This window comes from Microcystis sp. M53598_WE2 (assembly GCF_030067735.1).
In the GTDB taxonomy this organism is placed as follows: domain Bacteria; phylum Cyanobacteriota; class Cyanobacteriia; order Cyanobacteriales; family Microcystaceae; genus Microcystis; species Microcystis aeruginosa.
The window spans coordinates 1-2,466 of the sequence record NZ_JASJFE010000978.1; the positions used below are offsets into that span (position 1 = coordinate 1).

Consider the following 2,466-nt stretch of genomic DNA (forward strand, 5'->3'; position numbering starts at 1 on the left):
ATAATTTCTGGTTGTGGTTAGTGTAGTAGTGATGGAGGCTTAATGCTTTGCCTTGCTGTGCATTGTTGTCATGGATAAAATACCAAGCAGCGCCAAAGTGATTCTCCATTTTTTTAGAGAAAGATAGATTCTCTCTCACCAACAGAGAAATCCTTGGTTGAAAGGTATTGTTAAGTCTTTACAATGGGATTAGTTTGACCAGTTTCTTGGCTCTACCTCTCGATGACGTTTACTCGGAATTACTGTCTTATATGACTTCCAAAAATCAGTGTAAGTAACAGCATATTATCGGTAAACACCGGGTAAACTGGCCCCAAAGTTTTTTGGCTGATTGGCGACTCCTATCTCCGCGCATAGCCGCCAATAATTTCCCCTGTCTTTCTATCAATTAACCGCCAAATATAAACCTTTATCGTCTTAAAAAAAACCAATGACTACATTTCATCACACTCTATGACTAATTTACCTTTTGATTTTTCTGGGTGGTGATTCGGTAGTGATGATGGAGCCTTAATGCTTTGCTTTGCTGTGGATTGTAGTCATGGATAAAATACCAAAGGACTCCCCAAGGTGATTCTCCATTTTTTTAGAGAAAGATAGGCTCTCTCTCACCAGCAGAGAAATCCTTGGTCGAAAGGTATTATTAAGTCTTCCAAGGGGATTACTTTGACCAGTTTCTTGGCTCTACCTCTCGATGACGTTTACTCGGAATTACTGTCTTATAGGACTCCCAAAAATGAGTGTAAGTAACAGCACATTGTCGGTAAACACTGGGTAAACTTGGCCAAGGTTTTTTAGCTGATTGGCGGCTCCTATATCCTAAATGGCCACCAATAAGTTCCCTTGTCTTTCTATCAATTAACCGCCAAATATAGACCTTTATCGTCTTAGAAAAAACAAAAGGGGACATCTCATCACATTCTATGAGCAATTTACCTTTTGGTTTGTCCGAAACCTTTACTTGACGGGGTACAGCCGCTAGTCTATTGTTGACATAATTTTGTAAACATGACCAATTTACCCCTGTTACTCTGGCAATTCCTCGTCAGGAAATTCGTTCGAGCAAGAGTTGATCGATTAATTGTCTTGGTATCGGGAGAGATAGTTTTATTAGTGGGATTGATCACAAACGGTTGACCACATTCTTGACAGTGACGTTTGGGTTTCCCCTTAGGAAGATAACCGTTCTTAATAGTATGGTGAGAACCACAACTAGGACAAGTAAATACAGGCAAACCAGTGGGGGGATTTTGCTCCGTGCTAGGCTGATATTTGAGCAGGCCCTCCACGAGCCATAAAGAGATACTTATCAGAAAAGTCATGATCAAGCTAGAGGTTTAAGGATTGATTTGAGCCAATTATTTTTATTGATAAACTGACGGTTCGCTCATTTTCCACATATGGTGTTTTTGGATTAAGCCACCCACTGCCTGTACTGGCGTAAGTTGAACTAATTCGACTTCGGGTAGGTTTTATCCGTTGTCAAAACACCATCTATAGTGATCTGCGAGCCGAGAGTAATAAGTATATTACACAGTTCATACCGAATAAGCAACATGGTAAGGTAAACACATCTTAACAACCCTTGACAAAATGAACCTCGTGTGAGTTGCTTACCCAGAGGGCGATTCAGGCATATTTAGGTATAATTTCTCATCTCAATTGTTAAACAAAAATCGACCAAATGTTAAGATTTCGTAACTATTTTGATTGACTGGTATCACTTGAAATGCCCACACCTATCACAAAATTAGCCGATTGTCAATAGCTTTTGAGATGCGATACCCCCCCTTGCCTACCCGACTTCGGGTGGGGCAAGGGGGGGTGGTAGAATGCCTGCCAGGACTATTGAAAATTGGTATTAGCTATTTTTTCGGGGACTCTGGCCACTATTTTCAGAGATTGCTGTAATGCGGATTTGTTGACATCCGTTTAGGTGGATTGACGGGACAGAAATTGTCGTTGATAGTCTAAAAACTGGCCATGCCATTCCGCAAAGCGCCGTTCCCCATCTTTGACTAAAAATTGACGGTAGGCTTCCGAGGAAATCCAAGGCTTTGTTGGGCGTTGTTGGGCAGAACGAGCTTGGTATTCAGCCGTTGATTGACGGCATTGGTTGTGATAATTTTGGTGCCATTCCTGATAGCGCCGTTCTCCATCCCGCACGAGGGCTTGGCGATAGGCTTCTGAAGATAGACTCATGGTGTTACTCCTTTTCAAATCCCTTGATTGCTTGGCCAGAATCATAACACAATCCGCGCACTACCGAGTGCTGACCTCTCGTCAAGGTACAATATAGGCCCTTGCCGTCAGTGGACAGGTTTCTTGGCTATCTTAACTGCTGCATTTTGTGGTTCTTCGGTTTGTCTTATGCAACGTACAGGGTTATAAGGAATGAAACTCTTATAGAGAAAGACATTTGGCGATTTTTGTTAATTGTTTTCGATCTAGAGCGAACTAATCAAT

1 protein-coding gene and 2 pseudogenes are annotated in these 2,466 nt (G+C 41.8%); all 3 read right to left on the reverse strand.

The annotated features are described in order from the left end of the window. Window positions 1–189: 189 nt before the first annotated feature. Window positions 190–479 (reverse strand): annotated as a pseudogene (locus tag PX636_RS19995) (ISNCY family transposase); the annotation flags it as partial. A 182-nt stretch (window positions 480–661) separates the two neighbouring features. Next, a pseudogene (locus PX636_RS20000) lies at window positions 662–1,322 on the reverse strand (IS1/IS1595 family N-terminal zinc-binding domain-containing protein). A 610-nt stretch (window positions 1,323–1,932) separates the two neighbouring features. Beyond that, on the reverse strand, window positions 1,933–2,202 hold the full coding sequence (locus PX636_RS20005; RefSeq protein WP_002799535.1) for a hypothetical protein: 270 nt from the start codon (window positions 2,200–2,202) through the stop codon (window positions 1,933–1,935). Window positions 2,203–2,466: the final 264 nt, after the last annotated feature.